Origin of the sequence: Natrinema sp. LN54, assembly GCF_052439245.1 — an archaeon.
GTDB classification, from domain to species: Archaea; Halobacteriota; Halobacteria; order Halobacteriales; family Natrialbaceae; genus Natrinema; species Natrinema versiforme_A.
In genome coordinates this window covers 524,083-550,317 of the sequence record NZ_JBQVRP010000004.1, presented here as the reverse complement: position 1 = coordinate 550,317, position 26,235 = coordinate 524,083, and the positions used below count along the sequence as shown (strand labels likewise).

General features: G+C 66.6%; 25 protein-coding genes. 12 read left to right on the top strand and 13 right to left on the bottom strand.

The window, feature by feature from the left end:
- Positions 1-230: 230 nt before the first annotated feature.
- From ACT4ML_RS15200 to ACT4ML_RS15190, 3 genes are all read left to right on the top strand, one after another.
- Positions 231-578, top strand: coding sequence for an ArsR/SmtB family transcription factor (locus tag ACT4ML_RS15200; protein WP_444721615.1), 348 nt, complete (start codon positions 231-233; stop codon positions 576-578).
- Entirely contained in the window at positions 575-886 is a 312-nt protein-coding gene (locus ACT4ML_RS15195; protein ID WP_138244650.1) for a DUF7521 family protein, read from the top strand. The genes ACT4ML_RS15200 and ACT4ML_RS15195 overlap by 4 nt, the downstream gene beginning before the upstream one ends.
- A 338-nt stretch (positions 887-1,224) precedes the next feature.
- Positions 1,225-1,602: a universal stress protein gene (locus tag ACT4ML_RS15190; RefSeq protein ID WP_444721614.1), complete on the top strand. Its 378-nt coding sequence runs from the start codon at positions 1,225-1,227 to the stop codon at positions 1,600-1,602.
- Between the two features lie 29 nt (positions 1,603-1,631).
- Here the strand turns inward: ACT4ML_RS15190 and ACT4ML_RS15185 are convergent, their stop codons facing one another.
- The 4 genes from ACT4ML_RS15185 to ACT4ML_RS15170 form a co-directional block, all read right to left on the bottom strand.
- On the bottom strand, positions 1,632-3,641 hold the full coding sequence (locus ACT4ML_RS15185; RefSeq protein WP_444721613.1) for a hypothetical protein: 2,010 nt from the start codon (positions 3,639-3,641) through the stop codon (positions 1,632-1,634).
- Positions 3,642-3,894: 253 nt separating this feature from the next.
- Entirely contained in the window at positions 3,895-4,683 is a 789-nt protein-coding gene (locus ACT4ML_RS15180) for a VOC family protein (protein ID WP_444721612.1), read from the bottom strand.
- 48 nt (positions 4,684-4,731) lie between these two features.
- A complete protein-coding gene (locus ACT4ML_RS15175) occupies positions 4,732-6,429 on the bottom strand; it encodes a Na+/H+ antiporter NhaC family protein (RefSeq protein WP_444721611.1) in 1,698 nt (565 codons plus the stop codon).
- 144 nt (positions 6,430-6,573) lie between these two features.
- The gene (locus ACT4ML_RS15170) at positions 6,574-7,686 is read right to left on the bottom strand and encodes an OBG GTPase family GTP-binding protein (protein ID WP_444721610.1); all 1,113 of its coding nucleotides are present in this window, start codon (positions 7,684-7,686) and stop codon (positions 6,574-6,576) included.
- 218 nt (positions 7,687-7,904) lie between these two features.
- Between ACT4ML_RS15170 and ACT4ML_RS15165 the strand changes: the two genes are divergently transcribed.
- The 3 genes from ACT4ML_RS15165 (at position 7,905) to ACT4ML_RS15155 (ending at position 10,637) form a co-directional block, all read left to right on the top strand.
- The gene (locus ACT4ML_RS15165) at positions 7,905-9,539 is read left to right on the top strand and encodes a hypothetical protein (protein ID WP_444721609.1); all 1,635 of its coding nucleotides are present in this window, start codon (positions 7,905-7,907) and stop codon (positions 9,537-9,539) included.
- Positions 9,540-9,683: 144 nt separating this feature from the next.
- Positions 9,684-9,917, top strand: a complete 234-nt coding sequence (locus ACT4ML_RS15160) for a UPF0058 family protein (protein ID WP_444721608.1) — start codon at positions 9,684-9,686, stop codon at positions 9,915-9,917.
- A 516-nt stretch (positions 9,918-10,433) separates the two neighbouring features.
- Positions 10,434-10,637, top strand: a complete 204-nt coding sequence (locus ACT4ML_RS15155; protein ID WP_138244658.1) for a VNG_1110C family protein — start codon at positions 10,434-10,436, stop codon at positions 10,635-10,637.
- Between the two features lie 69 nt (positions 10,638-10,706).
- Here the strand turns inward: ACT4ML_RS15155 and ACT4ML_RS15150 are convergent, their stop codons facing one another.
- The gene (locus ACT4ML_RS15150) at positions 10,707-12,014 is read right to left on the bottom strand and encodes a TiaS agmantine-binding domain-containing protein (RefSeq protein WP_444721607.1); all 1,308 of its coding nucleotides are present in this window, start codon (positions 12,012-12,014) and stop codon (positions 10,707-10,709) included.
- A 167-nt stretch (positions 12,015-12,181) separates the two neighbouring features.
- On the opposite strand from ACT4ML_RS15150, the gene ACT4ML_RS15145 reads away from it, so the two are divergent.
- Complete coding sequence (locus tag ACT4ML_RS15145) at positions 12,182-13,147, top strand: transcriptional regulator (RefSeq protein WP_444721606.1); 966 nt, start codon at positions 12,182-12,184, stop codon at positions 13,145-13,147.
- A gap of 58 nt (positions 13,148-13,205) precedes the next feature.
- On the opposite strand, the gene ACT4ML_RS15140 is transcribed toward ACT4ML_RS15145, so the two are convergent.
- Both ACT4ML_RS15140 and ACT4ML_RS15135 read right to left on the bottom strand, forming a co-directional pair.
- Positions 13,206-13,463, bottom strand: a complete 258-nt coding sequence (locus ACT4ML_RS15140; protein ID WP_444721605.1) for a glutathione S-transferase N-terminal domain-containing protein — start codon at positions 13,461-13,463, stop codon at positions 13,206-13,208.
- Between the two features lie 137 nt (positions 13,464-13,600).
- Positions 13,601-15,037 (bottom strand): NCS2 family permease, encoded by a 1,437-nt coding sequence (locus ACT4ML_RS15135; protein WP_444721604.1) that lies wholly within the window; start codon positions 15,035-15,037, stop codon positions 13,601-13,603.
- A 182-nt stretch (positions 15,038-15,219) separates the two neighbouring features.
- Between ACT4ML_RS15135 and ACT4ML_RS15130 the strand changes: the two genes are divergently transcribed.
- On the top strand, positions 15,220-15,882 hold the full coding sequence (locus ACT4ML_RS15130) for a potassium channel family protein (protein ID WP_444721603.1): 663 nt from the start codon (positions 15,220-15,222) through the stop codon (positions 15,880-15,882).
- Between the two features lie 223 nt (positions 15,883-16,105).
- Here ACT4ML_RS15130 and ACT4ML_RS15125 read toward each other — a convergent pair whose 3' ends face one another.
- Positions 16,106-17,203 (bottom strand): DNA methyltransferase, encoded by a 1,098-nt coding sequence (locus ACT4ML_RS15125; protein ID WP_444721602.1) that lies wholly within the window; start codon positions 17,201-17,203, stop codon positions 16,106-16,108.
- Positions 17,204-17,315: 112 nt separating this feature from the next.
- Between ACT4ML_RS15125 and ACT4ML_RS15120 the strand changes: the two genes are divergently transcribed.
- Both ACT4ML_RS15120 and ACT4ML_RS15115 read left to right on the top strand, forming a co-directional pair.
- Positions 17,316-18,305 (top strand): calcium/sodium antiporter, encoded by a 990-nt coding sequence (locus tag ACT4ML_RS15120; protein WP_444721601.1) that lies wholly within the window; start codon positions 17,316-17,318, stop codon positions 18,303-18,305.
- An 89-nt stretch (positions 18,306-18,394) separates the two neighbouring features.
- A complete protein-coding gene (locus ACT4ML_RS15115) occupies positions 18,395-19,405 on the top strand; it encodes a glutathione S-transferase family protein (RefSeq protein WP_444721649.1) in 1,011 nt (336 codons plus the stop codon).
- 63 nt (positions 19,406-19,468) lie between these two features.
- On the opposite strand, the gene ACT4ML_RS15110 is transcribed toward ACT4ML_RS15115, so the two are convergent.
- The 4 genes from ACT4ML_RS15110 to ACT4ML_RS15095 form a co-directional block, all read right to left on the bottom strand.
- On the bottom strand, positions 19,469-19,795 hold the full coding sequence (locus ACT4ML_RS15110) for a DUF7535 family protein (protein ID WP_444721600.1): 327 nt from the start codon (positions 19,793-19,795) through the stop codon (positions 19,469-19,471).
- 149 nt (positions 19,796-19,944) lie between these two features.
- A complete protein-coding gene (locus ACT4ML_RS15105; RefSeq protein WP_444721599.1) occupies positions 19,945-20,721 on the bottom strand; it encodes an NAD-dependent epimerase/dehydratase family protein in 777 nt (258 codons plus the stop codon).
- 62 nt (positions 20,722-20,783) lie between these two features.
- A complete protein-coding gene (locus ACT4ML_RS15100) occupies positions 20,784-21,797 on the bottom strand; it encodes an alcohol dehydrogenase catalytic domain-containing protein (protein ID WP_444721598.1) in 1,014 nt (337 codons plus the stop codon).
- A gap of 124 nt (positions 21,798-21,921) precedes the next feature.
- Positions 21,922-23,205, bottom strand: coding sequence for a DUF7405 family protein (locus ACT4ML_RS15095; protein WP_444721597.1), 1,284 nt, complete (start codon positions 23,203-23,205; stop codon positions 21,922-21,924).
- Positions 23,206-23,290: 85 nt separating this feature from the next.
- On the opposite strand from ACT4ML_RS15095, the gene ACT4ML_RS15090 reads away from it, so the two are divergent.
- Positions 23,291-23,743 (top strand): SRPBCC family protein, encoded by a 453-nt coding sequence (locus ACT4ML_RS15090; protein ID WP_444721596.1) that lies wholly within the window; start codon positions 23,291-23,293, stop codon positions 23,741-23,743.
- Positions 23,744-23,793: 50 nt separating this feature from the next.
- Here ACT4ML_RS15090 and ACT4ML_RS15085 read toward each other — a convergent pair whose 3' ends face one another.
- Positions 23,794-24,450 carry an HAD family hydrolase gene (locus tag ACT4ML_RS15085; protein WP_444721595.1) on the bottom strand — a complete coding sequence of 219 codons (657 nt, stop codon included), beginning with the start codon at positions 24,448-24,450 and terminating at the stop codon, positions 23,794-23,796.
- A 167-nt stretch (positions 24,451-24,617) separates the two neighbouring features.
- Between ACT4ML_RS15085 and ACT4ML_RS15080 the strand changes: the two genes are divergently transcribed.
- A complete protein-coding gene (locus ACT4ML_RS15080) occupies positions 24,618-26,201 on the top strand; it encodes an HTTM domain-containing protein (RefSeq protein WP_444721594.1) in 1,584 nt (527 codons plus the stop codon).
- The last annotated feature ends 34 nt before the right edge of the window (positions 26,202-26,235 follow it).

Sequence of the window (26,235 nt, the reverse complement as noted above, 5' to 3'; positions counted from 1 at the left end):
GGTCGCCTCGGGGACGGCGCGTTCGGGGGTTCAAAACTGGGGGCAGTAGCGGGTTGTGACTCGAGCCGCGCTCGTCGACGGCCGTCACTCGTACCTCGTGGTCTCGGCCGGGATCGAGGTTTCGCAGCACGGTTGACCGCTCGGTGCCCGTCTCCGATCGCTATCGTGTTTTCTCGTTCAGAAAAACCGGACTGCTTTTCATAGTTATACCGAAACGAACAGCTATACCAGTGAGTGAGGAACCTGACCTGTCTACATTGCTCGCGGTCCTCGACGACGAGTACGCACGGGATATCCTCACCCACACGAGCGTCGAACCCATGTCTGCCAGTACATTGAGCGAACGGTGTGACGCGTCCCTCCCGACGATCTACCGGCGGCTCGACCGTCTCGAGGAGTGTCACCTCGTCACCGAAGAGACGGAACTCGCACCGGACGGCAACCACTACAGCGTCTACAGTGCGAACCTCGACCGACTCGAACTGTCGCTGGAGGACGGCTCGTTCGCCCTCGAGTTGACGTACCGTGAGGAAGATGTCGCCGACAAGTTCACTCGCATGTGGGAGGGGATGCGATGAGTCGGAGCGTCGTACGGGTCGACGAGGCGACGATGTTCGAGCTGTTGACCGTCGCGAGTCTGTTCCTCGTCGCCCTCTTCGGGACGGTGATCGCCTATCAGGCCTACCGCGGCTACCGACGCAACGACGCGTCGTCGATGCTCTACCTCGCGGTCGGGCTCCTCCTGTTGACGCTGTTTCCCTTCCTCGTCAACGTCGTGGTCACCACGCTGGTCAGCCCGGAACGAATCGTCATCGCACTGCTCGAGAACGTGAGTCGACTGGTCGGTCTAGTTGCGATCACCTACTCGCTGTACGGGCAGCATTGACAGCGAGTAGTGACTGGAAACGTGTAGGGCCGAAGCGATCCCGGGACCACCGTTTCTGCTACCAGTGATAGGAAGGCGACGCATATGTCCCCGCGAGAGGGGGATCGCGGGGACTGGGGCAGGCGTCGCAACCCGTGGGGATGATCGGATGCGGGGAAGCATCGGGGGACCACCAAGGCGTGCAGGGCTGACCTCTCGTCCCCCGTGTGGTCCATTCCGTGCCGTCCTATTAGTGATACGAGCGCGTTTTCTGGGTCGGAAAATCCCGTGCCGTCCGTCGATATCGATTCCGATTTCGGTTCCACAGCTTTCTTCGATATCGTCGCCGTAGGACCGCTATGCAATATCTCGTCGGAACCGGCTCCGTTCACACGACGGCGGCGATCTGTGACTATCTCGGCGACCGAGTCACCGACGACGATGCGGTGATCGCAGTCGCCGTCGCCGACGACGCGACGGCACGCCGTGATGGCGAGGAGGCGTTGAACGTCGCGCCCGTTCGACTCGCGGCTGCGGGCGACGTCGAGACGGAGCTTCGATCGGGGACCCCCGCCGAGGCGCTCCTCGAGGCGGCGGCCGAGTTCGCTGTCGACGAGATCGTGATCGGCACACACAGCGGCGATCCCGATGCGGCGCACGAACTCGGCTCGACCGCACGGCGGCTTCTCACCGATTCGAGCCGGCCAGTCGTCGTCGTTCCGATTCCGGACCTCTAGCTCGAGCGGTGTGCTCGCGTCTCGCTCGATCAGAGCTCTCCGTCGTACGCGTCGTCGATGTACTCGCCGTCGCGGCGGACCCGAACTTTCAGCGGTGGATCGTCCCGCTCGAGTTCGTCGATGAGCGTCACGGTATCCCCCGATGCGAACGGTCCGTCCGTCCGTTCGTCGAGCGGAACGTCGATTTCCTCGTCGTCGATATGGACCTCCGCGACGAGCCCGGAGACGGGCAGCGGCCGCCCGCCGTCGTGGACGAGCGTCACCGTCCCGTTCTCGACCGTGAGATCGAACGAGACCGACGAGTCGGCCTCCCCGCTGCCGATAGGGAGGTCGTTCGCTCCCCAGACGACACTGATAGTCGTCCCGACGGGGACCGACGCGAGCTCGAGCGTGTCGCCGTCGGACACCGTCTCGCCCTCGTCGTGCCACTGTGTAGCGGCCAGTTCGCCGTCGCGCAAGACCGTATACTCCGCGGCCGGTCTGGTCCGGTCGTCCTCGAAGGCGAGTTCGACGGTCGCCGTCCGCGTCTCGTACTCGTAGTCGACCGTAGCCTCCCCGATCGGCTGGATCCGATCGCTGGTGAGCGCCTTGGAGCGCGTGGGTTCCTTCCAGCAGACGTAGACGGCCGTTTTGGGCGCGACGTCCTCGAGGGTCACCCCGTCACCGGTCGAGAGGTCGGTACCGGTCCACGGTCTCGTCGTCCGGACCAGCTCGGATACTATCGCCTCGGCGTCGTCAGCGTCGTACAGCGCGAGGATCACGTGATCGCCGTCGAGCGGGAACTCGTCCTCGTAGCGGACCGACAGCGTCCTCGCGTCCAGATCGTAGTCGACGGTCCACTCGAAGTCGGCGTACAGGGTCGTGTGGGCGGGCATGCCGCGGTCTCCCTCGTGGACGAGCGAGATCCGGAGGTACGGCTCGGCGTCCTCGGTCGCCACGAGCAGCGTGTCTCCCCCTTCGATCTCGTCCCGGCCGTCGGCCCAAATCTCCTCGTCGTAGGGCTCGCCGTCGAGTTCGAGCCTGAGTTCGTCGACCGGCGTCGGATCGCCCGCCCCGACCTCGATTTCCACGTACTGCTCGTCGGCGTCCAGTTCCCCGGCCTCGAGACGACCCGGGCTCTCGTGGCGTTCGGCGGCGAGATCGATTTCGACCGTCGCCGTCAGGAGCGAGCCGTCGACGTCGGACGAGACGATCTCTCTCCCGCCACTACGTAGCTGCGCTCGGAACCGGTCGACCAGATCGTCCGTGACGAGCGAGTCATCGACGAGCGAGAGCCCGTGGTGGATCTCGAGCGTGTCCGGATCGGACACCGTCGCGGCGAGGATCGCGTACTCCCCGTCCTCGGGCTCGAGGTCGTCATAGGCCCACGACCACTCGTCGTCGGTCGTGACGGTCCGGATATCGGCGTCCGCGAACGCCGCGAGCCCCTCGTCGAAGGTGGTGACCGCGTCGCGAACCGCCGGTGCGTCGCCGTCTCGAGCGGCGATCGCGGCGTCGACTGTCGACGCCGAGTCGGCGACGATGCCGACGCCGTCGAGCGCGGCGACGACGCCCGCGTCCGCGAGCGGCGCGAACTCGTAGTCGGTCCCGGCGTCGTGTTCCCGAGTTGCGAGTTCGGTCTCGAGGGCCGCGTCGATGTCGCGTTCCGGGTCGAAATCGCCGGATTCGGTCTCGAAGACCGTGACGAACGGCGACTCGAGGCCCTCGTCCATGACGGTAACGTGGCGCGAAACGGTGCCAGTGTCGCCGGCGAACAGCTCCGTCAGTCCCGTGCCGTGTGTGATATCGTAGGGGCCGACGAGGTCCTGTACGTCGGCGTCCCGGAGTCGCGATTCGTGTACTGCCGAGAGCGCCGCGCTCTCGTCGGCGGTGTCGGCTGGGACGGCGGCGAGCAGGTCGGCGAACGGATCGTCGGACGCGTCGGTCTCCTCGCTGGGCGTTTCGTCGGTCTCGTCCAGCACGGAGAGACAGCCGGCGGCCGTGCCGACGAGCGACGCACTGATCCCACTGAGGAGGGTTCGGCGGGGACGGTCTCGCATGTGACAACGGTTCGTCACGACGGCACAAGTAGGTTCGTATATACTATCGGGCTCGTGATTTTTCTCGAGATGGTCGCTCTCGCTCGCCTCCTCGTGCGGATCGACGCCGAGTCGCGCTGATCAGACTCGACGCTGATCGCGACTGCGGTTTCAAGACGGAGCGATAGCGGTTGGTGTCACGCTCGCGGTCGGCGGCATCGGCGCGGAAAATCGGTGCACGTCCGTCTCCCGACAGCGTGGGAGGGTGGTCCGTTCAGAACGGGAACAGCGAGTCGGCCTCGAGGTCGCGCTCGATGAGTTCGATCTCGTGGCCGTCCTGGTCTCTCGTGAACGCGTACATGTCGTCGTTGCTCTCGGGGTCGCGGTAGTCGTCGGCACCGCGCTCGAGGAGTTGCTCCCAGTCGTCTTGGAGATCGTCGATACGGATACAGAGGTGGCCCCACGCGTCGCCCATGTCGTACGTGCGGCCGTCGTAGTTGTAGGTGAGTTCGACGGACATCGCCTCCGCGGCGGCGTCACGAGGCTCGACGAAGTAGTTCGCGAAGGTGTCGGACTCCCAGCGGCCGACCTCGTCGTACTCGAACTTGCGGGTCCAGAAGCCGAGCGCCTCGTCCGCGTCCTCGACGCGGATCATCGTGTGATCGAGCGACCAGAGCGCGCCCTCTTCGCGCTGGACGATCTCGATCTCGTGGCCGTCGGGGTCCTTCACGAACGCGTAGTCGCCGCCACAGGACTCCGGATCGCGGTAGTCGTCGACGCCCTCGTCCATCAGCTGCTGGTAGTAATCCTCGAGTTCGCCGTCGGGGACGCGAACGGCGATGTGGCCCCACGCGTCGCCCACCTCGGGCTCTTCGCCCTCGTTGTGGGTGATCTCGAGCATTGCGCCCTCGTCGTGCATCTCCTCGGGACCGAGGTAGACGATGGTAAAGCCGTCGCCCTCGAAGCGATCCTTCTCCTCGTACTCGAGGTGGGTCTGATACCAGTCGAGCGATTCCTCGAGGTCAGCGACGCGGATCATCGTATGATCGAGCGTTCCGTCCATACGCGAAACGACGCCTGCGACTCCAAAAAACGTGGCGAAGGCGGCGGTCTACTCGGGTCGTTCCGTCGAATCCGAGTCGATCTCGCTCTCGGGATCGGCGACGTCCGCGGCCGGGGTCGGCGCGACGGGCTCGAGGCCCTTCCGGTCGGCGTCGAACCGCGAGAGGACGTTGACGAGGCCGACGAGGGCGACGACGCCGAGCGGCAGGAAGACGATCGGCGGGACGCCGAGGTAGCCGTTGAGCAGATAGCAGGCGACGACCACGGCGAAGACGGTCAGTGCGTAGGGCAGTTGCGTGCGCACGTGATCGATCAGATCCGCACCGCTGAACGTCGCCGAGAGCACCGTCGTGTCGGAGATCGGCGAGGCGTGGTCGCCGAAGATCGCGCCGGAGAAGACGGCACCGACGGCGACCGGAACGAGTTCGAACCCGGTTCCCAGTTCGTAGGCGACCTGTATCGCGATGGGCGTGACGAGCCCCATCGTCGCCCACGACGACCCCATCGTAAAGGCCACGAACGCCGCGGCCACCAGGATGAGAACGGGCAGCAACTCCGCCGAGAGGTAGGGTTCGACCAGACTCGCGACGTAGTCGCCCGTACCGAGCGTCTCCGCGACGCTGCTGATAGTCCACGCGAGTACGAGGATCGTCACCGCCGTCAGCATGATGCCGAAGCCGTCGATGACGGTGTCGACCCCGTCGCCGAGATCGAACAGGCCGTAGGCGATCCCGATCGCGATCGCCGACACGACCATGGCGAACGAACCCCAGGTCAGCGCCGTCGCGAAGTCGCCCGCGCCGACGATGTCGATCAGGACCTGCGTGAGCCCCACTTCGTCCGCGGCGGCACCGACCGCCGTCGGCGCTCCCGCCTCGGCCTGACTCGAGAGCCACGACTGGTAGCCCGTCCAGAAGGCACCCGCCAGCGTCACCGTGATCAGGACGACGACGGGCGCGAAAAAGGTCCGGAGCATCGGCCGCTCGTCGATCGGCTCGCCCAGATCCTCCTGGACCTTCTGGAGCGGCTGTGCGCCCTCGCGGTTGACTGCACCGGTCGTTCGCGACCGGTGCTCGGCGTCTAACATCTCGCCGTAGTCCCGCCCGGACACCACGACGATCCCGACCATGACGATCGCCAGCAGCGCGTAGGTGTTGTACGGGATCGAGTCCACGAACGTCTGGAACGCGCTCGGCGCGTCCGCCGCGACGCCCATGTCCTCGTAGGCGCTGCTGATCAGCGACAGCTGGAACGCGACCCAACTCGAGATGCCGAGCGTCGCGACGGGCGCGGCGGTCGAGTCGACGATGTACGCGAGCTTCTCGCGCGAGACCCGTAGTTCGTCGGAGATCTCGCGCATCGTACTCCCGACGATGGCGGTATTGGCGTAGTCGTCGAAGAACATGGCGAGACCCAGTATCCACGTCGTTAGCCCGACGGCCCGCTGGGACCGGAGGTTTGCGGTCGCCCACTGGCGGACGGCGATCGCGCCGCCGAGCCGCCAGATGAGCGCGACGCCGGAGCCCAGCAGGAGCGTGAATACGAGGATCTGGACGTGAAAGCCGTCGTCGGCGATGATTGCGCTGACGATCCAGTCGAACGTCTGTGCGAGGCCGAGGCCCTCGGTGTGGATAACCGCGCCCGACCAGATGCCCAGAAACAGCGAGAGCATCGGTCGGCGGGTCACGATCGCGAGCACGATCGCGAGCACCGGCGGCACGAGCGAGAGCCACCCGATATCAACCATAGCTACCTAGTCATCGGGCCGCCGGATATTCTTGATCGTTCCGATCCGAATAGTGTCGATTCAACGATCGTACTCGATGGAACACCGGCGATGGTCGAGGATCGATTTCCGAAATAGTCCCTGAATCGCCCGATATAGGGCCGGTTACCGCCGCAGAATCAGCTTCAGTACATCCTCGTCCTCGAGGACGTGATCCGTTCCGACCTGCTGTTGATCGTGGGCCGCGCTGGGGCCGGTCACTCGGGCGAAGCGGAACCGCTCTTCCATCTCGCCGCCGAGTTTCTGGATGGCCTCGCCGACGGTCGAGCCCCGCTCGATCACGAGCGGTTCCTCCCAGTCGATGCCGCGGCCCGGTTTCTCCATGTAGACCCGGATGAGGCCGAGGTTCTCCCAGATACGGTCCTTGAGCGCGTCGAGGCCGCGCTCCTCCTCGGCGCTGATGAAGGTGACGTCCGCGGGGTCGAGATCGCGCTGGCGCAACTGCTCGTCGACCGTCTCCTTGTAGTCGGGATCGATCAGGTCGACCTTGTTGACGCAGGTGATCGAGGGGATGTACTCCCGGTTGTCCATCAGGCCGTCGACCAGCCGGTCGATGGAGACGTTCTCCTGGAGGTTCAGATCGGCGTTGACGTAGCCGTGCTCGCGGAGGACGTCTTTGATCGTCTTCTCGTTTAGGTCCTGATCGGTACTCGAGGTGATCTTGATGCCGTCTTTGATCTTTGGGCGGACCGTGACCTGCGGCGGTTCCTGATCGATGCGGATGTTGATATCGTAGAGTTCCTCGCGCAGGCGGTCGTACTGCTCGATTTCGAACACCGAGAGCATGAAGATGATCAGATCGGCGTTACGGACGACCGCCAGCACCTGCTGGCCGCCGCCCTTGCCCGCCGCTGCGCCCTCGATCAGTCCCGGCACGTCGAGCATCTGGATGTTCGCGCCGCGGTGGTTCAGCATGCCCGGATTGACATCGAGGGTCGTGAACTCGTAGGAGCCCGTCTCGCTTTCGGCGTTGGTCAGCGAGTTCAACAGCGACGACTTGCCGACGCTCGGGAATCCGACCAGCGCAACGGTCGCGTCGCCGTGTTTCTCGACGGAATACCCGCCGCCGCCGCCCGATCCGGACTGCTGTTTCTCGAGTTTTTCCTTTTTCTCCGCGAGCTTCGACTTCAGCCGGCCGATGTGGGCCTCCGTCGACTTGTTGTAGGGCGTATTGGCTATTTCGTCTTCGATTGCCTCGATTTCATCCTCGAGCCCCATTTGTCAGTATGCAACCGGTCGCGCCGAAAAACCCTTTCGAGACACGCGTTGAGAACGCGCGGCGACAGCCGTCGACCGCTTTCTCCCCACCGACTCGAGCGGAGATTCCGCGATGCCGACGCCGCTCTTCCCGCCGAACTGGACAATCGTTTCCTCGATTGCGTTCGTATCGTCAATGTTGTATTAGCTATACCGTTCTGTGGGTGATATGATAGCATATGCGCAGGCGAGAATACGTTACGGCGGTGGGGAGTAGCGTGGGTGCCCTCGCGGCGACGGGGGTGGGACACGCCCAGACGGGATCGCTCGAGCGGGTCTGCCCGGCGGCGACCGCGACGACGGTCAGGCCCGGCGACGACGTGGTCTTCGAAGCCGCGGCGTCTCCGGGTGTCGAACCGCAGGCGGCCGACTGGCGGGTCGACGGTCCGGACGGGGACGCTATCACGCCGTACGACCCGTTTTACAGTTACACCTACATCACGGGAAATCCGGCCGCTTACGGTCAGTTCGACGAGTCGGGAACGCACGAGGTCAGCGTGACCGTCGACGGTACGACCGCTATCTGGACGGTCGAGGTCACCGAGAGCGCGCCGGACCCGCCGGACGTCGACGTGACGTGTGATCCGGGACCGGACGCCACGATCACGGTCCGCGACGAGGTCGACGTGACCGCGTCGGCTGCCGACGATTTCGGGCGGCTCCATCGGCTCTTCTGGCAGGAAGGGCGCAACGCCACGTACGTCGACCGGACCGACCTCTCGGGCTCGACGGGGACGGCCACGTATTCGACGACCGGCGGCAACGCGATCTGGTTCATCGGCGGCTATCCGATGATCGCGTGGGTCGCCTGCCGCGACGGCCGGTTGGCGTCCGTCCGAACCGAGGGGCCGTCGGTCGTCGCGTTCCGAAACGTCACGATCACCGGCACGAACGCGCCGGTCCACGCGGGCGAGGACCTCGTCGTCGAGGCCGAGATCGACGCCGAGGGCGATTCCACCTATCACGGGTTCGTCGACGTCGAAGCGGACCTGATCGTCGGCCACGACCCCACGCACGTCGACAGTCGGACAGTCGAAGTGTTCACCGCCCAGACCGAGACCGTCGACCTCGAGTTCACGACGGCCACCGTGCGCAACACGCAGACGTTCCCGGTCCGCGTCGAGACGGCCCACGCCGCTTCCGAGACGGACGTGACCGTCATCGGAACCGAGGACGACGGGACGCAGGGCAACCTCGAGGTGACCGGGCTCGAGACGAACGCGCCGGTGACCGGCGGCGAGTGGCTCGAGGTGACGGCCACGCTCGCGAACACGGGCGACGGGCCGGCCGACCGGGACGTGGAACTCGTCGTCGGCCGCGATCCGACGACGGTCGATACGCAGGGCGTGACCGTCGGCGCGGGCCAGACGACGACGGTCTCGCTGGGCTACGAGACCTATCCCGTCCGAAACGACGACGAGTTCCCCGTCCGGGTGGGAACGGGCGACGACACCGCCTCGCGGACGGTGCTGGTCCACGGACGTGACGGGAACGACGGCGGTGATGGTGAGCCGTCGTTCGCGGTGTCGATCACCGGAACGAACGCGCCGGTGACCGGCGGCGAGTGGCTCTCGGTGACCGCCGCCGTCGAAAACGTCGGCGACGCCGCCGGCACGCACGATGTCGAACTCGTCGTCGGCCGCTCGCCCGAAGTGGTCGACGCCGCGAGCGTGAGCCTCCCGCCCGGCGGGACGGGAACGGTTTCGCTCGGCTACGAGACCTACCCGGTGACCAACGACGACGTGTTCCCGGTGATGGTTCGGTCGCCCCACGCGAGCGACACGCGAACCGTGACGGTCCACGGAACGGGCTGAGACCGATCCGGTCGGCCGCGAACGTCGAGTGGACGCTCGAGGCCGGATACGGGGACTCGAGTCCCGAATCCGGATCGGACAGCGGCGGGGTTACTCTTTCAGGCCGAAGGTTCAGGGGGGAGAGTCCACTGGCGGTCCGTGGCGATGCGACACGACGAATGGATGAATCTCCACGCGTTACTGCGGGAGATACGAGACGATATGGAGCACCGAGGGGATATCTCTCCGGACGCGTTCGCGGCGTACGACTATCAACACGCTCGACCGAGGCACCTCCACCGACAGAAAAAGGAGCACAAGCGAGCGACGCGGCTCCTCCTCTGGGGGATCGTGCGGTCGATCGAGACGGAGAGCGACCTCGCCGTGGCGCGCCGCTGAGGTCGAGTCGGTTCGGATCGGTGTCGGGACATCACGCGGCGAAAAGGGTATTGTCGGTCAGCGATCGCCCTCGTACGGTGGTACTCTGAACGCGCCGGGTAGCGTCGTCGGTTCACCAGCGAATCGGAGTCGCCGGTCACTCGCGGTAGCACGAGCCGACGCCGGTCCGTTCCCGATCGACTGGGATCTCATCCGCCCGGGCTCCGGTCACCCCGGATTTCGGGAACGGACAATCGTACGTGTGCTACCAACTCGCATAGTTGGCCTGCATGCCAGCGCCGGCACAACCATATCAGCGTATAGCGGCGCTCTAACGCCGAATTAACTGATCGGTACAGTAGTCGAACAGCTGGCATACGATCGGACAGGCACGGTGTTTCAGTGACCGCACGCTACCGAAAGTCGGCCTCGAGAAGCGGCCGAAACGCGATATATCCTGGTGCTACCACACGGGTCCATTACCGATGCAAACGGGACTTCGACACACATAAACGCCGGGCGACGGATTCTAGATGTATGTCAAACGCGTCGCAGCTGCGTGACAGCACCCAGATCGTCCTTCCACGGGCGGCGCTCGAGGGGCTCGAGTCGCGGCTCGACGACGAGTTCACGGTCACCGTCTTCCCGGACGGTGAGGACCGCTGCCGGATCATCGGCAGCCCCGTCGAGATCAAGGAAGCGAGCGAATTCCTCGCTCGACAGGGCGTCAGCGTGCGTTGATCGGGTTTCGCCGAGCGCGGCGGTTCCGTCGTGTTCTGTTCTCGAGTTCGGTCGTCGCCAGTCTCGCCGTCACCGCTCCGGATGCGTCGGCGCGTCGAACCCGCCCCGGACGAGTGGCTTCGCGACGTGCCGACGCGCACACGGCGGGACCTCGTACCAGCCCTCCTCGAGGTCGCGCTCGAGCGGTCGCTCCGCTTTCCCCGCCGTCCCGGTTCCGCAGTCCCGACAGCGATAGCCCTGATTCCGGCCCGCGCTCTTCATCGTCCGCCCGCAATCGGAACAGGTCGGCGTGACCCGCTCGGTGCGGACGAGGTCGCGGACGGCGAACTTCTCGAGTTTGAGCGTGCCGCTTGCAACCTCGCCGCAGGCGGTGATTCGGTCGCCGACGCATAACGCCCGCACCCGATCGCGGAATCGTTTCGTCGGCTCGAACGCGGCACAAGTGAGCCGCTCGGGTGCGTTTTCGCCGTCTCCGCCCCCCGTCGGTCCCGACGACTCAAGGTCGACGAAGACGTGGCCCCCGCGCCGGGTTTCGGGCTCGCTCGCGACCCGCCCCTCGAGCCGGTAGGCGCGCCCGTCCTCGACGGTCGCGATTGACCCGTCCCGGAGGTGGACGTCCGTTCCCTGATTCGTCAGAAACAGCTGGCTCGCGGCGACGGGTTCGCTCTCGATCCGCTCGGCGACCGCCCGGACCGCGGCCCGCTCGTCGCCGCGGATCCCGTGCAGGATCGGGCCCGGCGTGTGCGGCACGCAGACGGTCTCGTCCTCGCCGCGGTCGACGGTGTCCCACACTGCGGGATAGCCCCGCTCGGCCGCGGCGAAGACGGTCTCGTGGTCCACCTCGCGGGCGGTTCCCCACCGCTCGGACTCGCGATAGGAGATGTACTCGTGCGTCCACTCCTCGAGGGCCGCCCACGCGCCGACGGCGGCCAGCGCGCCGATCCGGCCGCGGCCGTTTCCGGCGTGCCACGACCGATAGCCGTGGCGCTCGATCGCCGCCGCGGCGTCGGCCGGCTCGAGGTGATCGCGGATCGCACTCCACGCGAACCGCTCGATGTCGTCGGGGATCGCGCCCGCTTCGGTGGCGTGGTCCGCGACGACGAGCCCCGGATGCGTCCGCTCGTCCGCGGTTTCGGCCAGCGACTCGAGCCGTTCGCGGGCGACGGCCTCGGCGCGGTCGGGATCGCAGTCGGTGTGGATCGCCAGCGCGGCGTTCCCTCGCGTTTTGTACTCGACGGCGGGGTTGAGCCGGACGAGGAGGAGTCGCTCGATCGCTGCCCCCTCGCGGCGCAGTCGCTCGGCGATCGTCGCGGCGACGTAGGTCGTACACATCCCTCGCTCTCGCGAGTCGGTATCGTCGATCCCGACGACGGTCATCGGCGGCTCTTGGCGGGGGATCGGGTAACCCCTTTCGGGACGCCGCGCCGTCGCCGACAGGCGGAACCTGATATATAAGTATACTCCCGATACGGGGACGAATCGCGACACGGCACCCGGGCATCGCGGGGAAAACGTCTTATAGGAGGAATCGCTTACAACCCCGTATGTCCCGCTCCGCGCTAGTCGGCAACGTAACCGCGATGTTAGAGGACGCGGGATTCATGGTCAGTGATCGGTGTGCGATCCGACCCAAGAGCTTCGATATCGCCGCGCGCTGTGGCGAGGACCTGATCCTCGTCAAGATCCTCGCGAACATCGACGCGTTCAACGAGGCGACGGGCCAGGAGATGCGGCGACTGGGGACCTACCTCAACGCGACGCCGCTCGTCATCGGCCTGCGCAGCCGCGACGAGGATCTGAAACCCGATGTCGTCTACTTCCGACACGGCGTCCCCGTGTTCAGCCCCGATACGGCGTACAACCTGTTCATCGAAGAGGTTCCGCCACTGATCTACGCCGCCCCCGGCGGCCTCTACGTCAACATCGACGGTGACCTGTTAGCCGACGAGCGAGAGGACCGCGACTGGAGTCTCGGCCAACTCGCCAGCGAACTCGGCGTCTCCCGACGGACCGTCTCGAAGTACGAGGACGGGATGAACGCCTCCGTCGAGGTCGCGATGGCGCTCGAGGAGATGTTCGAAGCGCCGCTGACGAGCCCCGTCGACGTACTCGAGGGGGCCGACGACGTCCACGAGAGCGAGGCGATGCCGGAGGACCCCGAAGCGGATCCGGACGACGAACAGGTCGTCGCCGTGCTCACGCGGGCCGGCTACAGCGTCCACCCGACGGCTCGGTCGCCGTTTACGGCCGTCAGCGAGGACGAAGACGACAGCGAGATCGTCCTGACGGGTCACTCGAAGTTCACGAAGGCCGCGGAGAAACGCGCCCGGATCATGAGTTCGATCGGGCAGGTCACACGGACGCGATCCGTCTACGTCGTCGACCGCGCGAAACAGGAATCGGTCGACGGCACCGCGCTGGTCGAGCGCGACGAACTCGCGAAGTTCCGGAACGCCGACGACCTCCGGGACGTCATCCGGGAGCGATCCGAGTACGAAGAAGCGGTCTGAGATCCGATACGCGCTGTTCGGCTCGTTTTGCAGTCGACGCCAAGCCGCCGAGACGTCGTTACGCCGCGCCGGTGCCGTAGGTCTCCTCGAGATACTCGACGATATCGTCGCTTTCGGGCATGCCTTCGATGCCGTTCGCTTCGTCGACGATGACCGGGACGCCGGTCTGGCCGCTGACTTTTTCGACTTCCGTGCGCTCGTCGTGCGAGCGGGGGACCTCGATGACGTCGTAGTCGAGCTCGAGGTCGTCGAGTTTCGAGCGGACCTTGGCGCAGTACGGACAGCCGGGAAGCTCGTACATCGTGATGTCTGCCATACGGGGGTATTGCCGCGGAAGACGTATCAGCCCACCGGTCGGCCGGACGATTGCCGGAGCCGAGGCAGTCCGACACGTTCGTCGTTCGGTCGATCGAGGCGCGCATTATCGACGAAAACGGTGGATCGAACTGCCCGTTAGAACGAGAGCATTTCGGCGTCGACGGCGAAGAAGACGGCGAAGTAGAGGATGAACGCGACGGCGAGCGCCCACTGGCCGAGCGAGACGTCGTCGGCTTCGCCCATCGAGGCCTTGACGAGCGGGTAGCTCATGATCCCGGCGGCGAGCCCGTTCGAGATCGACGTGGTCATCGGCATGACCGTGATCGTCAGCCCGCCCGAAATCGCCCACGCGGGGTGTTGCCAGTCGATGTCGGTGACGCCCTGCAGCATGATGATGCCGACGACGACCAGCGCGAGGTAGGACGCGTACTGCGGAATCGCGCTGATCAGCGGCACGAGAAGCAGGGACAACAAGAAGAGGAGGCCGACGACGAGCGCGGTGAATCCGGTCCGGCCGCCCTCCTCGACGCCGGTCGAGGATTCGATGTAGGTCGTCACCGTCGAGGTCCCGATCATCGCCCCGACGGTGGTCCCGATCGCGTCGGCCATCAGCGGCTTCTCGATCTCGGGGAGGTCCCCGTTCTCGTCGAGGAAGCCCCCGATCTGGGAGACGCCGATGAGCGTCCCGGCCGTGTCGAAGAAGTCGACGAAGAAGAACGTGAAGACCACGAGCACGAAGACGAGCGGATCGTCGGTGATCATCCCGAGCCCGTCGACGAAGCCGGCGACGAGCGGCGTGAAGTCGTACTGAACGTTCGCGATCAGACTCACAAGCCCCTCGTTAGCAACCTGCTCGTAGCTCCCCGGCGGCGTGAGCGTTCCCGGCGAGACGACGTCGAGGGCCGTCAGCAGCCAGCCGGCGACGGCGGTGGCGAGAATTCCGATGACGATCGAGCCCCGAATCCCGCGGGCGTGAAGAATGAGCATCAGCGCGAGTCCGACGACCGAGAGCGCGGCGACGGCGCTCGTCGCGACGTTGCCCATCGTCACGAGCGTGTCGGGGTCCGCGACGACGATCTGCATCTCCTGGAGTCCCAAGAAGAGCAGATAGACGCCGATACCGGCCCCGACGGCGAACTTGACGGGTTCCGGGAAGAGTTCGATGATGTACCGGCGCGCGCCGATCGCGGTCAGGACGATGAAGACGATCCCTTCGACGAAAACCGCCGCGAGCGCGACCTGCCACGGCACGCCGAGGCTGAGGACGACCGTGTACGCGAAAAAGGCGTTCAGTCCCATCCCCGGCGCGAGGCCGAACGGCCTGTTCGCCCAGAACGCCATCACGAAGATCGCGACCGCCGACGAGAGGATCGTCGCGACGGTGATCATCTGCGTGACTTCGCCCGAACTGTAGCCCTCGAGCGCGATCGCCTCGCCGAGGATCGCCGGATTGACGACGATGATGTAGGACATTGCCAGAAACGTCGTCAGCCCCGCGATCGATTCGGTCTCGAGGTCGGTATCGTGCTCGTCGAAGCCGAAGAACGCTGCGAGTGTCTCGATAGCCCCCATATTGGATGCTCGAGCATAACCACACCGGTTAGTTAAACGTTCTTGTCCGCATTGACGCGCTGTGTATACACGCTTGTGGATAGAATGGTGAGTGGACCCGACGGCTCGCTCGCCGGTCGACTCGTGTCGGCAGGAGGTGACGGGACGAACGTATTTCACTCCCGAGCGCGTACCGTGGTACCATGAGGTTTGTCATCGTGGGATACGGTCGGGTCGGCTCGCGGACGGCAACCATCCTCGCCGAGGAGGGACACGAGGTCGTCATCGTCGACAACGACGCCGACCGCATCGAACGCGCGAGCGACGAGGGTTTCGAGACGGTCCGGGGCGACGGGGCCGACGAAGACGTACTCGTCGACGCGGAGATCGGAACCGCCGACGCGATCGGTGCGTTCACGCCCGACCTCAACGCCAACTTCGCGGCGTGTATGGTCGGCACCCACCACGGCTGTCGGACCGTTCTGCGGATCGACGAGGACTACCGCGCGGACATCTACGAGAAGTACGCCGAGGAGGTCGACGAGATCGTCTACCCCGAGCGGCTGGGCGCTGCGGGCGCGAAGACGGCCCTGCTCGGCGGCGACTTCAACGTCGTCGCCGACCTCGCCGCGAATCTCCAGTTGACCGTCCTCGAGATTCGGGAGGGGTCGCCGGCGGTCGGCAAGCGGATGAGCGAACTCGAACTGCCGGAATCCGCACGGATCTACGCCCACGGGCGCGCACGTGAGCCGCTGACGATCCCGCTGCCGGGCACCGAACTCGAGGTCGGCGACGAGGTCGCGGTCATCACCGAGACCGATCGCGCGTCCGCGGTTCGATCCGCGCTGTTGCCCGCAAGTGCCTGACTGCGCTTTCGACTCGGTCTTGTCGCTGCGCTCGAGCGAAGCCACTGGCGCTTCCGAAAGGGCAGAAAACCGGGAGCAGGCGCGCTGACGGCTGGGATGGGGGGAGGGGTGGGGAGACCGCCGCGCGCCTGTTCCTTTCGTCACACCGGTGGCCAATAAAACCGCGTCAGACGATCGACGGACGAGAGTCAGACATCGCTGCCGGCGCGCTCCAGAACGCGGTTCAGGTCCCGTCCTCGAGACGGAAGACGAGCACGTTCTGGTGGACCATCGAGGGGACAAAGGAGAACGGGTAGCCGTAGACGTGGAGGTCCTTCGTCGGATCGTACCAGATCAGGTTCGCCGCGAGCGAGAGCGGTGCGGTCGACTCGATGGCCCGCGCGAGATCCGCCGAGAGGAACTCGTAGGACTGCTCGCGGTACATGTCGCCGATGAAGACGACGACGTGGCCGTCCTGCGCGACGGCCTCGGTGAATCGGTCGAACTTCGCGGCCATGTCGTCGAGCCACGCTTCTTTCGTTTGACGTTCGTCGGGCCCGTCGTCCGTCTCGAAATCGCGGTCAACAGCATCGTCGGCATCTGTAACGGCATCGCCAGTACCGCCACCGGCGGTCGCGGCCGCACCGTCGAACGATCCCAACTTGCTCTCGCGGGTCTCGCGTTCGTTGCGCGTCTGCTCGAGTTCGTCCATGTGCCAGTAGGGGACGTCGGTCAGCAGGAGGTCGACGGAATCGTCGGGGACGTCCTCGATCAGGTCGGCGCAGTCGCCGTGTCGGAGTTCCTGTTCGGCCAGCGGCGGCTCGCCGCGGGCGCGGCGTTCGTCGTTTTCCTCCGCGAGGACCTCTCGATAGATCTCGATCCACCGCTCGGTGCGCTCGAAGCCGATGGCTTCCCGGAGCCCGGTCCCCTCGTGTTCGCAGAAACTCGCGCCGAGCAAGGTCCCGCCGACGCCCGCGAAGGGGTCGAGGACGGTATCGCCGGCCTTGCTGAACCGGTCGATCAGGTCCGCACAGAGCCGCGGCGGTTTCTGGCCGCCGTGTTCGCTGCGCAGGTCGTGTTGGACCGCGGGCGGGTAGCTCTCGGCGATCACGGACTTCGTGGCGTACTTCCACTCCTTGCCCGTGAGGTCGTTGACCCGATTGCGCTCGTCGTAGACCCCGCGGCCCTCGACGTAGCGCTGGTGATCGGCCAACTCGTCGGTATCGATCACCTCGCCGTCCTCGACCGGGAGGGACTCCTCCCGCGCGCGGTCGGCGTCGAACGCGCCGTCCTCGTCCGTGAACAGGCGGCTCTGGCGGTGTCGATCCCCGTCGTCTGCCATACCTCGAGTGCTCACGGGAGTCGCTTAAACGCTTGTCTTCGATCACCGCCGCTCGAGCGCCGGCGGCCGTCCCCGCCGTTTTTCACGCCCCCGTGCGAAGGCGTTCGGTACGATGATACCCGTCGGAGATGTCGTCTCGCTGACTCTCGGCGTCCTCGCCCTCTGGGTCGGCGCTCGCTTCCTCGTGACCGGCGCCTCGAGACTCGCCGGCGCGGCCGGGATCTCGGCGCTCGTCGTCGGGCTCACGGTGGTCGCGTTCGGCACGTCCGCACCGGAGATCGTCGTCTCGACGGGCGCCGCGCTCGAGGGGCAGGGCGACGTCGCGGTCGGCAACGTCGTCGGCTCCAACGTGTTCAATCTGGGCGTCATCCTCGGACTCGTCGCCGTCATCGCGCCGTTTCGCGTCACCGAGCCGCTGCTCCGTCGGGACGTGCTGGCGATGGCCGCCTCGACGGTCGTCGCGGCCGCCGTCCTGGCGAACTTCCTCGTCTCGCGGCTCGAGGGGGCCGTCCTCCTCGCGCTGTTGGGGTGCTATCTGGCGGCGCTCGTGGTCGCGATCAGGAGCGGGGACGAGGCGGGCGACCCGACGGGCGACTCGAGCGAGGCGACCGATGACGGGGCGTCGTCCGCCACGGCCGACGGCGACGGTCGGGAGGTTCGGCTCGGCCTCGAGGCGGGCCGCACCGCGGCGGGGCTCGCGATCGTGATCGTCGGCGGCCGACTACTGGTCGACGCCGCGGTCGGACTGGCCCTCTCGGCGGGTATCTCGGAGTGGGTCGTCGGCGCGACGGTCGTCGCGGCCGGCACGTCGCTGCCGGAGCTGGTGACCTCCGTCGTGGCCGCCCGCCGGGGCGATACCGGCATCGCCGCGGGCAACGTCGTCGGCTCGAACGTCTTCAACCTCCTCGGCGTGTTGGGGCTGGCCGCCGCGGTCCGCCCGCTGGCCGTTGATTCGGCGGTCGTTCTCGCCCTCGGGTGGCTCGCCGCCCTGACCGCGTTCGGAACGGTCGTCCTCGCGACGGGTCGGCGTCTGACCCGCCTCGAGGGGGCCGCCCTCGTCGCGTTCGGCGCGAGCTACTGGGTCGTCAGCGGCCTCCTCTGAGACCGTCCCGTCGCCGATCGACCGGCCCGCAGGCCGGGTGACGCGAGTGTTAGCGAGGCCATATGAGTGTCCCGGCCCTAGACGCGACCATGAACATGCTCGTCGACGGCGAATGGCGGACCGACGCGTACGAGTCGACCGGTGACGACGGCTCGTTCGAACGCCAGACGACGCCGTTCCGCGACGAAATCCGCGATGAGCCGGACGCTCGATTCCGACCCGAGGCGGGTCGGTATCACCTGTACGTCTCGCTGGCCTGCCCGTGGGCGCATCGAACGCTCGTGACGCGAGCGCTGAAGGGCCTCGAGGACGCAATTTCGGTCTCGGTCGTCGACCCCTACCGCGGCGAGGGCGGTTGGCAGTTCACACCCGAGAAGGAGGGCTGTACGCCCGATCACGTCCACGGCGCGGACTTCCTCCGGGAGCTATACGTCCGTGCGGATCCGGACGCGACCTGTCGCGTGACGGTACCGGTGCTCTGGGACACGCAGGAAGACACCATCGTCAACAACGAGTCCGAAGAGATCATGCGGATGCTCGACACCGAGTTCGACGACTACGCCGATCGAGACGTCGATCTCTACCCCGAGGGCTACCGCGACGACGTCGACCGGATCATCGACGAGATTTATGACCCGATCAACAACGGCGTCTACCGCGCCGGCTTCGCCACGAAACAGGGCCCCTACGACGAGGCGGTCGACGACCTCTTCGCCGCGCTCGACCACTGGGACGACGTGCTCGCCGACCAGCGGTATCTCGCGGGCGACCGGCTCACCGAAGCCGACATCGCGATGTTCACGACGCTCGTCCGGTTCGATACCGTCTATCACACGCACTTCATGTGTAACGTCCAGTACATCCGGGAGTACGACAACCTCTGGCCATATTTGCGCGACCTGTATCAGACGCCCGGCGTCGCCGAGACGGTGAATCTGGACCACATCAAGGAACACTACTACACGACCCACCCCGACGTGAACCCCCATCGGATCGTCGCCCGCGGGCCGGACCTCGCGTTCGAGGCCCCCCACGACCGCGACGAACTCCCGGGCGGCCCGCCGTCGGACCTCGTCGCAACGGCGAACGCCGACGACTGAGGGGGAGTCGGACTCGAGAGAGCGATCGAAAGCGCGGCGAAAAACGAGAGACGGGACGACGGCTTACGATTCGGCGGCCGTCTGGTCGGCCTCGGCTTGGCCGACGTCTTCGGCATCGGTTTCGGTGTCCCCCTCGTCAGCGTCGGCGGACTCGGTATCGGTCGTCCGCGTGTTTCTCGAGCCGTCGTGACCGGTCTCGCGCCGCCAGTTTTCGAAGCTGTGTTCGAACTCGTCTTCCGCCACGAACACCTTCCAGAGGATCCACGCCGGGACGAGCACCGGTATCATCGGAATCAGGACGATTACGAGTATCGCCGCCATGATGTAGCCGAACAGGGACATCTGGGTGTTCGGCCCGTAGCCCGACGACTCGGACACCTTGGTTGACATGTGCGGCGCTACGAACGTGTCGGTATTCCGTCTTTCGATTCGACGGGTCCCTACAGGAACGAATTCGGCCGAGAGTTGATCGATCTGCTACATTTCGGCAGCAGCGACGGCCGAAACGGATGCGTGTAACTCGAGCCCGTTGGGCCCGCTCAGTCGTCGCTCAGAACCGCCTCGGAGTCGTCCTGCGGGCGGTAGCCGAGGTCGAGCATGGTCTCGGTAAGCGAGAGGAAGCGCTCGGAGTTGTCGGAAACGCCGTGGGCGATCAGGGGCGAGTCGTCGAGCGTCGTCGTCGCCGCCGCGTTGAGCACCCGTCGGCAGTCGCCGGGGCTGAGCCACATCGCGCGGGCGTAGCGCTCGCCCGCGCCGTCTCGCTCGTCGCAGATCTGCCGGAGTTCGTCGCGAGTGAGCAGCCAGCCGATCCGCAGGTTCACCACGTCGAACCCGTGTCGCTTGGCGTAGTACGACCCCATCGCCTCGCCGAAGACCTTCGTGACGCCGTAGTACGTGTCGGGGTTCGTCGGATCGCTCGGCTGGACGGCGTCGGGGCTGCCGCCGGTCGACTCCGGCCGGATCACCGAGGCGGTGTTCCCCATGTTGACCGCGTGGTTCGAACTCGCGAAGACCACCCGCTCGAGGCCGTTCTCCTCGGCGGCCTCGAAGGCGTTGTACACTCCCTCCACGTTCGGGCCGCTGACCTCGTCCCACTCGGCCCGCGGCGAGGGGTTGGCCGCGAGGTGGATCAACACGTCCTGGCCCTCGAGGGCGTCGATGAACTGCTCGCGATCGGTGATCTCGAGGGGGTCTGCGTCCAAGTCCTCGGTCTCGCTGTGGGTGAACAGCGTCAGATCGTACTCGTCGTCCGGGAACGCGTCGATGGCCGCTCGGCCCACGTTGCCCGCCGCACCGGTGATGGCGATATTCGTCATACGGACCATACAGCAACGGTGTAGAAATAACTCGGGGCGGCGCGTTCCGGTCTGACGCCGGCCTACGGCTCGACGACGATCTTACCGACGCTCTCACGATCCTGCATCGCCGCGAAGGCGTCGTCGGTGTCCTCGAGCGCGTACGTCTCGTCGATTTCGGGGTCGAGTTCGCCGTCGGCCGCGAGGTCGACGAGCCGTCGCAGGTCGTCCTGCGTTCCCATCGTCGAGCCGACGATGCGTTTGTGGCCGAGGAAGAGGTTCGCCACGTCGACGGTCGACTCGTTGCCCGCCGTGCGGCCGCAGATCGCCATCGTCCCGCCGCGGCGCATGACGGACTGTCCGAGTTCGGTGAACTCGCCGCCGAGGTGGTTGATGACCGCGTCCGGCGCGCCGATCTCCTCGACTTCGCCGCGGATCTCGTCGATATCCGTCGAGCGGATTCCGTGATCGAGTCCGAGATCGCGCACCCGCTCGAGTTTCTCGGCCGACGAGGACGTGCCGATCGTCTCCGCACCGAAGATATCGGCGAGCTGGATCGTCGCGACGCCGACGCCGCCGGTCGCACCGGGGACGAAAACGAGGTCGCCGGGACCGACCTCGGCCCGCCGCAGCATGTGGAACGCGGTCATGTACGCCGTCGGAATCGCGGCGGCGGTCGCCGCGTCGATGTCGTCGGGCAACGGGATCAGCCGATCGGCCCGCACGCGGGCGGTTTCGGACAGCCCGCCGTGATAGAGCGAGAACCGTTCGCACATGTTCTCCGGGCCTTCGCGACAGAACCGACAGGAGCCACACGTCTCGTTCGGGCAGAGAACGACCCTGTCGCCGGGCTCGAGCCCCCGAACGTCCGCGCCGACCTCGCTCACGACGCCGGCCACGTCGAGTCCCGTGACGAACGGCAGGTCGTCGGCGTCGACCATCGCCGAATCCCCCTCGAGGATCCAGAGATCGTGGCGATTGATCGCGCAGGCCTCGACGTCGACCAGCGCCTCGTCGGGGCCGGGTTCGGGTTCGTCGCGGTCGATCACGTCCACTCCCTCGGGACCGATCAGATCGGTAAACGCTGCGGCTCGCATCGGTTTTCGACTCGACCTCGAGGGCAAAGACCCTAGGGAAGGCGGCACTGAGGTCGGGACCTCGAGGCGGTTCCGCGCGTCGATTCCGGGGATCAGCGCCGCTCGATCGGCTGATCGGTCGCCATTAGGCCGAGTCCGGATTCGGCGCTGGCAAGGCCCGGAGCCCGCGCGGCGGCACGAGGTAGTTCGCCCGGTTACGGACCCTGATGTACTGGAGGATGCCGTTGTTCGTCCGCGAACTGATCGAGCCGTCGGTGAGGTCGCTCCCGGTCATCGCGTTGCGCGTTTTCACGAAGTCCGCGATCGAGCGCTGCAGCGAGAGGAAGTGGGTGGCCGCCGCGTCGTCGTCGGTCGAATCGAAGTCCCGGCGGAGGATGATCGGCTCGCCGTCCTCGCGGGCTCGAGCCGTCTTCTGGGCGTGGCCGACCGTTCCGCGTCGCGCGTCCTCGGCCGCGTCGCCGCCGACCTCGGCGATACGACTCGAGTCGCCGAGGTTGTCCCCGGCTCCGTCGACGAGCCCCTCGTCGGCGTGGGTCGGCGAGAACATCTTCGAGACCCGGATATCGCGGCTGTCCTGTTCGTACCACTGGTGGAGGTGTAGCCGAATCTTCGAGAGGTGGATGGTCGTCCCGCCGGCGAAGGGACCGTCCTGAATCGTCACGCGGTCCTCGCTCGCCTGCGTCTTCCTGAAGCCGGATTTGAACCCCATGAACATCGGCGCGTCGTCGGGAACCGGCTCGCTGTCCGGGATGCCGCTGACGCCGGACTGGCGATCCGCCGGGAGGCCGCGGCCGATGAACCCCGTCCGGCGCTCGGCCACGTCGAAGACCCCCTCGAGGGTGCCCTCGACCTCGAGTCCGTTGAGTTCCTCGAGGTCGCCTTGCAGCGCCTCTTCGGCGCTCAGCGTGACGTGGCCGTAGTCGCTGGCCAGATGGATCAGGGCGTCGTACTCGTCGATTTCGGGGTCCTCGATCGGCGCGAGCGCTTCGGGATCGGGCAGGTCGACGCTTTCGGGAAGGTCGGTCTCGAACCGGTCGAAGTACGCCGGACCGTAGCCGATCGTAAACGCCAGTCCCTCGTTCCCGCGTTTGTACGCTTTCTCGAGGGTTCGGAACGCGGCCTCGAGTTGCTCGCGTTCGTCTTCGGCGTCCGCTGGCCCGTCGCCGACGTACTCGAGGCCGAGCAGGAGGTGGTGTTCGGGCGGCTCGATGTTCCCGTGGTCGTCCGCGGCGAGGAACTCGTTCCACGCGTGCTGGCGGTCGGGAAGCTCCTCGGGGCTGAGCGCGGCCTGTGGCACGTCCTCGGTCTCCTCGCGCTGGAGGCAGGCGGCGAGCGCGCTCGCACCGCCGATGGCGACGGCGCTGCGGACGAACGCGCGACGCGAGAGCCCGCGGTCCGGACCGTTCATACACGACCCTCGGGGGTTCGCGACTAAGGATATTGCGGTCACACCGACCGGTACAGCCATCCGTCTGAGAGTGGTACATTCTCGCATGAACCAGGTCGAAGTGTTCGTCGAGATCGACGCCCCGCCGGGGGCCGTCTGGGACGCGCTGCTCTCGTTCGACACCTATCCCGAGTGGGACCCGATCCGTCGCACGATCGAGGGGGTCGCCGTCGACACGGCGGGACGCGAGGGCAGCGCCGAACCCGCCGATCTCACCCGGCTACTCGACGGACCGATGGCCGTCACCGTCGACCCTCACAGACGACTCGGCTGGCTCGATCGGCTCGTGGTGCCCTTCGCGTTCGACCGCTACCACGAGTTCCACCTCGTACCGATCGACGACGGCGAGCGAACCCGACTCCTCCAGCGGGAGACGGTTCGCGGCGCATTCGCCCCGCTCACGTTCGACGAGGGGCGCGTGGAACGGGCGTTCGTCGAGATGAACGACGCGATCGCGGCCCGGGCCGAACGCCGGACGAGCGCGAGCCCGATCGCCTGATCCCTGCTTCGTACTCGGTCACGCCTGCCGAATCAACCCCGCCCGAGCGATCAGACCAACTCGAGCAGCGCCTCGAGGGACTCGATTTCGTGTGCCGGCTCGCTCGAGAGGGCGTACTCCCTGCGGTGATCCCGCCGGATGAACGCCGCGTCGATGCCGGCCGCGTCGGCCGCGGCGATGTCGACGTGGCTGTCCCCCACGAATAACGGATTCTCGACCGCGAGATCCGCTAGGGCCCGCTCGAGGTAGTACGGCCTCGGCTTCTTGCGCTCGATGCCCTCGAACGTCGGCTCGCGGCCGTACCAGACGTCGACGGCGAGGTCGCAGTGCTCGAGGACGTTCCCGATCGTCTCGTGTTGGTTGTTGCTGACGATCGCCGTCGGGATCGACAGCGACTCGAGCGCCGCGACGTCGTCGTAGTGGCGTTTCCGACCGGCCCGAAGCTCGGCGAGTTGGGCCGCGATCGCGGCGTCTTCGCGGGCGCGCCAGAGGTCGTCGGGATCGATACCGTGGTGGTCAGCGGTTCGACGCAGCGAGGTCACGTCCGGACTGAGCAACGTCTCGATGTGGTCGGCGGGCGGATCCGTGACGCCGACGCTCTCGAAGGCGTCGGTCATCGCGTCGATCAGTACGTCCCGATCCGTCGGCGTCGTCAGGACGCCGTCGTTGTCGAAGATGACCGCGTCGTACGCCGTTTGGGCACCCATGTGGCCTGTCGTAGGACACGGAGGGATTTCGGCGTTGTGTCGGACAGCGACTGAGGTTTCTCCTCACTTGCCCGATCCGACGCCCCGCCTCGGTCCCTACCTATCGGGCGACGAGAAAATACTTATACATCGCTTGACAACCCGCGAGCCACTTCACTGGTCCCGCTATGACAGCCGCCCGATCCGATTCCGCGACGCCGACCGACGACTCGGTGACGACGCTCGAGTCGCTCCGAGCGGTCGTCAGGTCGCGTCTCGGAATCGATCCGCGGGCGCTCGCCGCGTTCCGGATCGGGCTGGGACTCGTCGTCCTGTTCGATCTGCTCTTGCTTCGGCTCCCGGGACTGGTCACGTTCTACACGGACGAGGGCATCTTCCCGCGCGCCGCCCTCGAGGAGGTGTCGCCCGCGCTCGCGAAGTGGTCCCTCCACGCGCTGTCGGGTTCGGCGTGGGCACAGGCGCTCTTGCTCGCGATCACCGGCATTTTCGCCGCGTGCGTGCTCGTCGGCTACCGCCACCGGCTCGCGGCCGTCGGCGCGGCGCTGCTCCTCGCGTCGCTTCACGCCCGCAACCCGTATCTGGTCAACGGCGGCGATACGATCCTCATCTCGCTGCTCCTCTTCGCGGCCGTCCTCCCGCTCGAGGCCCGGTGGTCGCTCCGCCCGCGTCGACTCGAGTTCCGGTCCGCGAGCGGGGACGATGCTCGCGTGGTTTCGACGGCGACCGCGATCCTCTGCCTGCATATCGTCGTCATCTACGCGATCAACGCGATCCTCAAGTTCCGGAGCGACGCGTGGCTGTCCGGCGTGGCCGTCCAGCGGATCTTCCGACTCGAGGACTTCATCGACCACGCGGGGCCGACGATCGCGGAGTTCCCCGCTCTCCTGACCGCGATCAACTGGCTCTGGATCGGGGTTCTCGCCGCGTCGGTGCTGCTCGTGGTCGCGCCCGGTCGGCTCCGGACCGCGACCGTCGTCGCGTTCGTCGGCGCTCACCTCAGCATGGCGGCGACGATGCGTCTGGGCGCCTTTCCGTTCGTCATGGTCGCCGTCCTGCTCGTCTTCCTGCCGCCGCCGGTCTGGGACCGACTCGAGCACCTCGTTTCGGCGAGTGGGCTCGAGGGGCGCTTCGAGTCCCTCACGGCGAGAGAAGAAACCGGAGAGACGGGGAAGGCGACAGCTACGAGCGGGATGACCGCAGAGACAGGTGACGCGGGCACGGCGAACGCGGAGACCGACTCAGCCGCAGCCGATTCGATGGTCTCACCGCGCGTTCGGCGCGGTACCCGACTCGCCGCGGCGGGGCTTCTCGTCTGTCTCTTCCTTGCCCTGGTGGGCTGGCAGGTCGCCGCGGCGGGACTCGTCGACACCCCGGCCTCGAGCGACGACGGCGCGCTGGGGAGCGCGAGTTGGGCCTTCTTCGCGCCCCAGCCGCCCGACTCCTACAGCTGGTACGTCGTCGAGGCGACCCCCGAGTCCGGAGAAACGACCGATCTGGTCACCGGCGACCCGGCGACCTTCGACCGCCCGGACAACGCCATGGATCGATATCCGTCGACGCTCTGGAAGCGATACGGGACGAAGGGACAGGGCGCGGGCGACGCCGCGCTCGAGTCGGCGGGCGCGTACTTCTGTGACCGCGCCCCCGCCGGGACCGAGTCGGTGACGATCTATCGCGTCGAACAGCCGGTCGACGCGGACGGGCCGGTCGGCGAGCCGATCCCCCACGAGACGGTCACCCGTTCGTGTTGATCTCCGGTGCCGGTGGCGAGACGGGATCCGACGC

Coding starts and splice junctions, on each gene's coding strand:
- ACT4ML_RS15165 (WP_444721609.1), top strand. CDS start 7,905: ATGCGCAGGCGAGAATACGTTACGGCGGTGGGGAGTAGCGTGGGTGCC.
- ACT4ML_RS15150 (WP_444721607.1), bottom strand. CDS start 12,014: ATGACCGTCGTCGGGATCGACGATACCGACTCGCGAGAGCGAGGGATG.
- ACT4ML_RS15080 (WP_444721594.1), top strand. CDS start 24,618: ATGACAGCCGCCCGATCCGATTCCGCGACGCCGACCGACGACTCGGTG.
- ACT4ML_RS15155 (WP_138244658.1), top strand. CDS start 10,434: ATGTCAAACGCGTCGCAGCTGCGTGACAGCACCCAGATCGTCCTTCCA.
- ACT4ML_RS15185 (WP_444721613.1), bottom strand. CDS start 3,641: ATGCGAGACCGTCCCCGCCGAACCCTCCTCAGTGGGATCAGTGCGTCG.
- ACT4ML_RS15090 (WP_444721596.1), top strand. CDS start 23,291: ATGAACCAGGTCGAAGTGTTCGTCGAGATCGACGCCCCGCCGGGGGCC.
- ACT4ML_RS15120 (WP_444721601.1), top strand. CDS start 17,316: ATGATACCCGTCGGAGATGTCGTCTCGCTGACTCTCGGCGTCCTCGCC.
- ACT4ML_RS15190 (WP_444721614.1), top strand. CDS start 1,225: ATGCAATATCTCGTCGGAACCGGCTCCGTTCACACGACGGCGGCGATC.
- ACT4ML_RS15140 (WP_444721605.1), bottom strand. CDS start 13,463: ATGGCAGACATCACGATGTACGAGCTTCCCGGCTGTCCGTACTGCGCC.
- ACT4ML_RS15145 (WP_444721606.1), top strand. CDS start 12,182: ATGTCCCGCTCCGCGCTAGTCGGCAACGTAACCGCGATGTTAGAGGAC.
- ACT4ML_RS15130 (WP_444721603.1), top strand. CDS start 15,220: ATGAGGTTTGTCATCGTGGGATACGGTCGGGTCGGCTCGCGGACGGCA.
- ACT4ML_RS15180 (WP_444721612.1), bottom strand. CDS start 4,683: ATGGACGGAACGCTCGATCATACGATGATCCGCGTCGCTGACCTCGAG.
- ACT4ML_RS15085 (WP_444721595.1), bottom strand. CDS start 24,450: ATGGGTGCCCAAACGGCGTACGACGCGGTCATCTTCGACAACGACGGC.
- ACT4ML_RS15100 (WP_444721598.1), bottom strand. CDS start 21,797: ATGCGAGCCGCAGCGTTTACCGATCTGATCGGTCCCGAGGGAGTGGAC.
- ACT4ML_RS15125 (WP_444721602.1), bottom strand. CDS start 17,203: ATGGCAGACGACGGGGATCGACACCGCCAGAGCCGCCTGTTCACGGAC.
- ACT4ML_RS15095 (WP_444721597.1), bottom strand. CDS start 23,205: ATGAACGGTCCGGACCGCGGGCTCTCGCGTCGCGCGTTCGTCCGCAGC.
- ACT4ML_RS15105 (WP_444721599.1), bottom strand. CDS start 20,721: ATGACGAATATCGCCATCACCGGTGCGGCGGGCAACGTGGGCCGAGCG.
- ACT4ML_RS15160 (WP_444721608.1), top strand. CDS start 9,684: ATGCGACACGACGAATGGATGAATCTCCACGCGTTACTGCGGGAGATA.
- ACT4ML_RS15135 (WP_444721604.1), bottom strand. CDS start 15,037: ATGGGGGCTATCGAGACACTCGCAGCGTTCTTCGGCTTCGACGAGCAC.
- ACT4ML_RS15175 (WP_444721611.1), bottom strand. CDS start 6,429: ATGGTTGATATCGGGTGGCTCTCGCTCGTGCCGCCGGTGCTCGCGATC.
- ACT4ML_RS15110 (WP_444721600.1), bottom strand. CDS start 19,795: ATGTCAACCAAGGTGTCCGAGTCGTCGGGCTACGGGCCGAACACCCAG.
- ACT4ML_RS15115 (WP_444721649.1), top strand. CDS start 18,395: ATGAACATGCTCGTCGACGGCGAATGGCGGACCGACGCGTACGAGTCG.
- ACT4ML_RS15195 (WP_138244650.1), top strand. CDS start 575: ATGAGTCGGAGCGTCGTACGGGTCGACGAGGCGACGATGTTCGAGCTG.
- ACT4ML_RS15170 (WP_444721610.1), bottom strand. CDS start 7,686: ATGGGGCTCGAGGATGAAATCGAGGCAATCGAAGACGAAATAGCCAAT.